General features: G+C 62.4%; 7 protein-coding genes. 5 read left to right on the top strand and 2 right to left on the bottom strand.

Annotated features, from left to right (window positions below; translation table 11 throughout):
* Window positions 1–262 precede the first annotated feature (262 nt).
* Window positions 263–1,126, bottom strand: coding sequence for a GGDEF domain-containing protein (locus ACXWUF_RS14290; RefSeq protein ID WP_458495320.1), 864 nt, complete (start codon window positions 1,124–1,126; stop codon window positions 263–265).
* 57 nt (window positions 1,127–1,183) lie between these two features.
* Window positions 1,184–2,653, bottom strand: a complete 1,470-nt coding sequence (locus tag ACXWUF_RS14285; protein ID WP_458495319.1) for a complex I subunit 4 family protein — start codon at window positions 2,651–2,653, stop codon at window positions 1,184–1,186.
* Window positions 2,654–2,926: 273 nt separating this feature from the next.
* On the opposite strand from ACXWUF_RS14285, the gene ACXWUF_RS14280 reads away from it, so the two are divergent.
* From ACXWUF_RS14280 to ACXWUF_RS14260, 5 genes are all read left to right on the top strand, one after another.
* Window positions 2,927–4,633: an ABC transporter ATP-binding protein/permease gene (locus ACXWUF_RS14280; protein ID WP_458495318.1), complete on the top strand. Its 1,707-nt coding sequence runs from the start codon at window positions 2,927–2,929 to the stop codon at window positions 4,631–4,633.
* 660 nt (window positions 4,634–5,293) lie between these two features.
* Window positions 5,294–5,824, top strand: a complete 531-nt coding sequence (locus ACXWUF_RS14275; RefSeq protein ID WP_458495317.1) for a helix-turn-helix domain-containing protein — start codon at window positions 5,294–5,296, stop codon at window positions 5,822–5,824.
* Between the two features lie 293 nt (window positions 5,825–6,117).
* On the top strand, window positions 6,118–7,518 hold the full coding sequence (gene gltX / locus ACXWUF_RS14270) for a glutamate--tRNA ligase (protein ID WP_458495316.1): 1,401 nt from the start codon (window positions 6,118–6,120) through the stop codon (window positions 7,516–7,518).
* Window position 7,519: 1 nt separating this feature from the next.
* Window positions 7,520–7,840, top strand: a complete 321-nt coding sequence (locus ACXWUF_RS14265; protein ID WP_458495315.1) for a nucleotidyltransferase domain-containing protein — start codon at window positions 7,520–7,522, stop codon at window positions 7,838–7,840.
* Window positions 7,824–8,132 (top strand): HEPN domain-containing protein, encoded by a 309-nt coding sequence (locus ACXWUF_RS14260; protein WP_458495314.1) that lies wholly within the window; start codon window positions 7,824–7,826, stop codon window positions 8,130–8,132. Before ACXWUF_RS14265 ends, ACXWUF_RS14260 begins: the two co-directional genes overlap by 17 nt.
* Window positions 8,133–8,364 lie beyond the last annotated feature (232 nt).

Genomic DNA, 8,364 nt, shown 5'->3' with positions numbered 1-8,364 from the left:
TTTCCGAAAATGCTTGTCACCGTTGATCTGGATGTAGGATGGGTAGAGCGTACTCGCGAAACCCATCGAGCCGGACACAGGGTGATGGGTTTCGCTTCGCTCTACCCATCCTACAGGTATGTCTTTTCCTGGAAATCGCCTTAGAGCGTTTTCAACATGAGTGTACGGCACCGAGAAAGGCCGAATCGGTTTTCGAAACCGAGTCGGCCTACGTGAGTGCCGTAAACCCAAAATGAAAATGCTCTAATTTAACGGCGGTGGCCTACGCCCCCATCATATCCATCAGCGCCGCCTCCGCCGCCTTCTGCATCAGGTCTCCGTGCGATTCTTCCGCGTCGCTCAATTCGGCAACCCCAATGTTCATCCGGGGCGTCAGCACATGCTGCCCATCCACTTGCACTTGCAGCAACGACAGGTTCTTCTTGAGCCGCTGGGCCACTTGGCGGGCTTCGTTGAGCCAGGTGTCCGGCATGACCAGACAGAATTCGCCATCGCCGTAATGGGCCAGCCAATCGACGATGCGGATGTTATCCACCGCGCTCTCCGTGAAGGCTTGCAAGGCCCGGTCCGCCGCCGCCGCGCCGAAGGTCTTGCCGATGCGGCTGAGGTCGGCCAGTTCCAGCCAGGCGATGGACAGGGAGCGGCAATACTTTTGGGCGTTGGAAAGCTCCCGCGCCAGCCGGAGTTCCAGGTATTCCCGGTTATGCAGCGCCTTGGACATGCCCCGACTGGCGCCATTCTTCAAGTGCCAGCCGATGACCTGGCCGGTCGCTTCGGTGAGCCGCCTAAGGCGCGGGGCCAGTTGGTCGTTGAGGGATTCCGCCCGGCAGACATCCACGCTGAGGGGCAGGGTCGGCCATTGAAAAATCTGGTTCTCCTCGGCCTCTGAATCCGCCACGATCAGGCTGGGCACGGACAATTCGTTATGAAAATGGCGGAGTTGCTCCAGGTCGCCGAAACAGGCCGAATGCAGGACCGCGAGGTCGAATTGCCCCGAAACTGGTTGCCTTATATCCAAAGGCTGTAAATGTAGGCCGAGGGACTCCATTGCCTGGGTGACATCGGCCTGTGGAAATCTGGATTCCGAAACAGCCCATGCCACGCTGAGAGTACGTGAGTTAGCCACGGTTTTTTCCTAAAAAAATTAATGGGTTAGGAAAATTTACGTGGAAATTCAAGAATGTCAAAGAGACCTGTGCGCGAAGGCCGAACCCAACTCTCCGACTTTGGCGGCCATCAATCGGGTGGCGGACGCCGGGGCCAGCCCCAGCACCAGAATCCCGACGGCCAGGATCCCGGCGGCGACCAGTTCGTGGGGACGCAAGTCGGGGATGCCGCGCATCTCGGGCCGCACCGGGCCGGTGAACAAGCAGCGGACGGTGCGGATGGCGTAAGCCGCGCCGATGAGGATGCTAAGGCTCAGCAGGACCATGGCCCAGCCGAAGCTTTGGAAGCCGCCGATGAGCGCGTGCAATTCCGCCACAAAGCCCGCCGAGCCGGGCAGGCCCATGGAGGCCAGCAGGGCCAGGGTGATGAACAGGGCGAAACGCGGCGTGACCTGGACCAGCGAGCTGTAATCGGCGATTTCGCGGGTGTGGGTGCGCTCGTAGAGTAGGCCAATCAGCAGGAACAGCGCCCCGGCCACCAGTCCGTGGGCGCTCATTTGCAGGGTCGCGCCCAGTAGGCCGGTTTCGTTGAGGGTGGCTAGCCCCAGCAGGACCACGCCCATGTGGCTGACCGAGGAGTAGGCAATCATGGCCTTGAGGTCGGTCTGCCGCCAGGCCAGCAGGGCGCCATAAAGAATGCTGACCAGGGCCAGCCCCGCCAGCCAGGGTTGCAGGACAAGGGCGGCGGCGGGCAGCATCCCGGTGGCTTTGAGCAGGCCGTAGGCGCCCATTTTGAGCATGGCGCCGGACAAGAGGATGCTCACCGGGCTGGGGGCTTCCACATGGGCCAGGGGCAGCCAGCCATGAATGGGGAAGACCGGCATCTTCACCCCGAAGCCGATGAGGAAGCCTAGGAAAACCCACAGTTGCACATCGGCGGGTAGGCTCCGGGCGGTGCCAAGCATGGAATCCATGGTGGTGGAGTGTTCCGCCGAGTAGGTGAACACGATCAACAGGCTCATGAGCATGAACACCGAACCGCCCATGGTGTACAGCACGAAATTCAGGCTGGCGGTGTGGCGGCGCGGCCCGCCCCATTGGTCAATGAGGAAGAACAGCGGGATCAGGGTCAGTTCCCAGAACACGAAGAACAGCGACCAGTCCTGCGCCATGAACACGCCCAGCATCCCGAACTCCAGGGCCAGCAGCCAGACGTGGTAGCCCTTGACGCGGGTCGCGACGCCGCCGGAGGCCAGCAGGGCGATGAGGCACAGCAGGGTGGACAGCAGCAGCATGGGCAGCGAGAAGCCGTCCACGCCCAGCGCGTAATAGCTGCCGAGTTCAGGGTTCCAGACGTGGGATTCGGCGAATTGGGTGGCCGCGGTGCGGGTGTCGAAGAACCACGGCAGGCTCCAGGCCAGGATCAGGGCCAGCCCCGACGCGGCGAAGGCGAGGCCGCGAATCCGGCGGACCCGGTCGGGCGGGGTCAACGCGATGAGCAGGGCACCGAGGAAGGGCGTCCATAGGATCAGGCTGAGGATGTGCATGGTGTCGTGGGGGCGGCAAGGTCACGGGGGTACGGGCGTCCAGCCCGTTCGCGGTCAAGATGGCCGCGCTCCTTGCGGACGGTGTGTCGCGGGTCGGGTCCGGGGTCGGAAAATAGCATGGTCGGCCCCGGCACGCGAGACGCGGACGAGGAAAAGGCGGGCGGTGTTGTCGGCCAGCTTCCGCAGGGCGTCAATCCTGCTAACATCCCCGTCGGCAATCCAACATTATGAAATAAGTTTTTTATCCGCCGGAACCATTACGGGATCAAGCCAATGCTGCACATACCCATAAACGAACAAGGCTGGGGGCTATTCACCCGACTCATCCGCGAATTGGTCCGCTCCGAGGTCGGGGGCAAGGCCGTCCGCCTGTTTCTCTTGCTCATCGCGCTATTCCTCGGCGTCAACCTGCTGAACGTGGTGAATAGCTACGTGGGGCGGGATTTCATGAGCGCCATCGCCGAGCGCAACACCGACGCCTATGTCCGCCAAGCGTTGCTGTATATCGTGGTGTTTGCCGCGTCCACGGCGGTGGCCGTGTACCTGCGCTTCTGCGAGGAGCGCCTGGGCCTCTTATGGCGGGCCTTCATGACGCGGGGCTTCGTGGATTTGTACCTCAAGTATCCGACCTACTACCGCATCAACGACGAAACCATCCGCCGCGAGGTGGTGGAATTCCCCGACCAGCGCATCACCGAGGATGTCCGCACCTTCACGGTGACGACCCTGTCCTTCGTGCTGCTGATGGTGAACGGCGTCTTCACCATCGTGCTGTTCTCCGGCGTGCTGTGGTCCATCAGCCCATGGCTGTTCGGCGCGGCCCTGGCCTACTCGGTGGTCGGCTCCTATTTCGCCGTGCGGCTGGGCATCCCCCTGGTCGACCTCAACTACACCCAGCTCGACAAGGAGGCGGCGTTCCGCTCCGACCTGATTCACGTCCGGGAGAAGGCGGAATCGGTGGCGCTGCTGCACCGCGAGAACGAAATCAAGCCGCGCCTGCACGGCAAGATCACCGACTTGGCGGCCAACTTCAGGAAGATCATCCAGGTGAACCGCAGCCTGGGCTTCTTCACCACGGGCTACAACTATCTGGTCCAGATCATCCCCGTCCTGCTGGTGGCGCCGCTGTACATGCGGGGCGACGTGGAGTTCGGCGTCATCACCCAGTCGGTGATGGCGTTCGCGATGCTGGTGGGCGCGTTCTCGTTGATCGTCAATTGGTTCCAGTCCATCTCGTCCTATTACGCCGTCATTCAGCGGCTCATCAACTTCTGGTACGCCATCGAGGTGGCCCAAACCGAAACGGTGTCCGGCATGGATGTGCGCGAGGAGGACGACCGGGTGGCGTACGACAGCGTGACCCTGCATTCGCCGGTGGACGGGCATGTGCTGGTGCGGGAGCTGTCGGTGGAGATCGCCCACGGCACCCGCACCCTGGTCACGGGGCTGGACGACGCGGCCAAGGACGCCTTGTTCAAGGCGACGGTGGGCATTTTCGACGCGGGCACCGGCTGCGTCCGCCGCCCCACGTTGGATCGCATCATGTTCTTGCCGGAGCGGGCCTATTTGCCGCCGGGCACGTTGCGCCAAGCCTTGGTGCCGACGGAGCTGGATGGGCGGATCACCGACGCCGCCATCGTCGAGACCCTGACCCTGCTGGGCATCGAAAGCGTGTTGGCGCGGGCCGGTGGCTTGGATGAGGAACATGATTGGGACAAATTATTTTCCCTGCATGAGCAACGATTTGTCTCATTCGCTCGTATATTGCTAGTCTCTCCGCGCTTCGCCGTCCTTTATAATCCATTCAAGGATTTGGACGCGGCGACGGCATCGCGAATGCTTGGCATCCTGTCGGGGCGCGACATCACCTATCTGACGGTGGGGTTTGAGGGGCAGCGGGAAGGGGATGACCGTGCCGAGGATTACGATGCGCTGCTGGAACTCACGGCCAACGGGGGGTGGAATTGGAGGCCGTTGTGAGGCGTCAGGGACGACGGAAGTAAGCGCGGGGAGGCTTGGCTGGGTCGCCGTGGCTCGGAATCGCGCTGGTCTTGATGGGCGGATTCCGGCGCCAGGGTGCTTGCGTTAGGCGTTTTGGATGGCCCGAACCGCTGGGTCCGGCACGAATGGGGCGAGGCTGGGGCCGGTGTCTACCCAGGCGTAAAATTCCTGACGGTTAGTATGGTTAGGAGCAGCAAGGCGATGAACAACAGCAGGAGGGGGTGGCTGCGTTCCATGGGCATCGACGATCCGTCCGGTGGGGGGCTGCCGGGGAACGGGGTGTTTGGATAGTCGCCGGGCTTTCTCATGGGATGCCGCCGTTTGGTTCATGCCTGTGGGGGCGTGGCTCCTTGTCACGCCAAACCGTAACCCCTCACGCAGTCACTTCCCATTCAGCCGCGCGGGCCATGTTCGTCACATCTTGTGCGAGAGCGGGCTATCCACGGTTCATGGGATGGCTCTGCAAAGAGGAGGTTTTGTACGTTTGTCGGGATAACGGTCGCAATAGTGTCCTCTTTTTAAAAAAGGACTAATGCTTCCGCGCTGGATGGGGTGAATATATTTCTAAAGAGATACGATGTCAACGCTAAAGCGATTGACGTTGCGTGTTCCATCCAAGAGATGATGGCTGTAGGAAAAATGAGCAAAAACGAGTCAGACCAAAAAAGGATTGGGGAAACGGCGCAGCCCTACAGCGTGAGCGAGGCTCAGCTATCCGGCGCGGAACTGGAATCGGCTCTGGATGAGGGGTTCGTGGCGCGGATGCAGCGGTGCGCTGAACGGGTAGGCAGCGTGAACGCGCTGGCCCGCAAGGCCGATTTGTCGCAATCCGGGATACGCCGGTATTTTTCGGGTGGCGAGCCAACCCGCAAGGTGTTGATCGCCATCGCCAATGCGGCGGACGTGGATTTCCTGTGGCTGGCCACCGGCGCGGGCTCCATGGTGGAGGACGCGAACGCGCCTTACCAGCGGCCCGCGCTGCCCAAGCTGAATCCCGAGGCGTTGCGGCTGGCCATCGAAACCGTCGAGGAGGCGTTGGCCGATGTGGAACGCGCCGTGCCGCCCGACCGCAAGGCGGAAATGGTGTCCGCCGCCTATGAGCTGTTCACGGATGGCGAGGGTAAGATTGAAAAAAGCGCGGTATTGCGCTTGGTGAGGTCGGCTACCTAAAGCAAGCTGAACCGGCGCGGCGGCTGACCCGGCATATGCTCGGAACAGCCACAAACTGAGCTTTTTAACCCCCCCTCACCCCAACCCTCTCCCAGAGGGAGAGGGGGCAAGAGGTTCAGCTTGCAACTGAGCGCAGTATAGCCGCGCCGGAAGCCTGGCTTTGTTATCCCCTGATTTCAGTCAGCCGCCCGGCTGGCTGTCACACCGTGCGCCGACGGCCACGGTTGCCCCGCCCGATGGCCTGTTGGTAAAGTTCACACCCATCACGCCCTTCATCCCACCTTGTATATTCCATGAATCCAACCAAAACCCGTTTCGCCCCGAGTCCCACGGGACTCATGCACATCGGCAACGCCCGCACGGCCTTGTTCAGCGCCCTGTTCGGCGATGCTTTCCTGCTCCGCATTGAGGACACCGACGCCGAGCGCAGCCGCCGCGAGTTTGTCGATGAGTTGCTGGCGGATTTGCGCTGGCTGGGGCTCTATTGGAGCGAGGGGCCGGACACGGGCGAACCCAATGACGCTTGGTTCCAATCCCGGCGCGGCGCCACCTACGAGCGCTATTACAACGCGCTGGAGCGGAAGGGCTTAGCCTATCCGTGCTTCTGTTCGGCGCGGGAGCTGGAAATCTCCCGCAAGATTCAACTGAGCTCCGGCCAGCCGCCGCGCTACTCCGGCAAGTGCGCCCACCTGAGCGCGGAAGAGTCCGCCCGCAAGCGGGCCGAGGGGCTGGTCCCGACCCTGCGCTTCCGGGTGCCGAAAAACGAAGTCGTCGAATTTGTGGACGGCGTGCGCGGCCCGCAGAAATTCGCCAGCGGCGACATCGGCGACTTCATCATCCGCCGCGCCGACGGCAGCGCCGCGTTCTTCTTCTGCAACGCCATCGACGACGCGCTGATGGGCGTGACCCACGTCCTGCGCGGCGAGGACCATCTCGCCAACACGCCCCGCCAAATGCTGGTGCTGCGGGCGCTGGATCTGCCGGTGCCATACTATGCCCATTCCGCGCTGATCCTGGGCGACGACGGCTCGCCCCTGTCCAAGCGCAATGGCAGCCGCAGCATCGCCCAGTTGCGGGAAGAGGGGTATTTCCCCGCCGCCCTGCTGAACATGATGGCCCGCCTCGGCCACCATTATGAAAGCGACGACTTGATGGACTTCGCCGCGCTCAAGGCCCGCTTCGATCTGTCCCGCCTGGGGAAATCCCCGGCCCGTTTCGACCCGGCCCATCTCGATCATTGGCAGCACCTCGCGGTGCGGGCGGCGATCGACGGCGCCTTGTTGGACTGGCTCCGCGCCGAGACCCGCGCCATCGTGCCGGGCGAGTGTTGCGCCGAATTCCTCGACATCGTGCGCAGCAATTGCGTGTTCCCGGATCAGGCCGACGAGTGGGCGCGCATCCTCTTCACCGACGAGTTGCGGCTGGATGGCGAGGCGGCGGAACCGGCCCGGCAGGCGGGCGAGTCGTTCTTCCTGGCCGCGCTGGACGCCGCCCAGAATGCCGGGGACGATTTCGACGGCTTCATGAAGGCGTTGAAGGCCAACACCGGGGCCAAGGGCAAGGCGCTGTTCATGCCGCTCCGCACCGCCCTGACGGGACGCCATGATGGGCCGGATCTCGGCACGCTGTATCGCATCCTCGATAAGCACCGCCTGCGCCGCCGTTTGGCCGAATTCACCTACGAGTCCGAGTGAAATGCTGACAGAACCGAGCCTTAAGCAAATGGTTGAGCGGCTGGTGGCGGTCGCCAGTCCGCGCAAGATCATCCTGTTTGGCTCTCAGGCCAGGGGCGAGGCGGACACAGGTTCCGATTTAGACGTGATGGTGATCGAGGCGCGGGTGGATGATCCGGGCCAAGAGATGATCCGGCTCCGCCAAGCCATCGGCGATATGGGCACCGGGGTGGATGTGCTGGTGTATTCGGAACAGGAGGCCACCCGGCGGGGACAGGTTCCCGGCACCGTGATTCATCAGGCGTTACGGGAAGGCAGGGTGCTTTATGACGCCCCAGCTTGAGGAGGCCCGGCGCGCCTTGCGCATGGCGGATAAGGACATCGCCGTATTCGACTACATCCTGGACGCGCCCGGCATTTCCCTTTCGATCATTGGGTTTCACGCCCAGCAGGCGGTTGAAAAATCGTTGAAGGCCGTACTGTTTGCCCATTCGGTGGGTTTTGGGCGCACCCATGATTTGGCCCAGCTTGGTCGGTGGCTATCCGAGGTTGGCATTGCGCTGCCGATGCCTATCGACGCGCTTGACCGTCTAATCCCTATGCCGTCGTCATGCGCTATGACGATGCCGAAATAACCACCCTATCCCGCGAAGAGCTGCGCGAAATCTGCCACGCCGTCCGAGTCTGGGCGGACGCCAGGGTGAATGAGCTTGCCGCGAACGAATTCTGAACACGACACTATTCCACCGTAATTCCATGCTGACCATCCACAACACCCTCACCCGCCAGAAAGAAACCTTCACCCCGATTGAGCCGGGCAAGGCCCGCATGTATGTGTGCGGCATGACCGTGTACGACTACTGCCAC

This window comes from Methylomagnum sp., assembly GCF_054333355.1.
The sequence above is the reverse complement of the archived record's forward strand: the minus strand, read 5'-3'. Positions and strand labels throughout refer to the sequence as shown.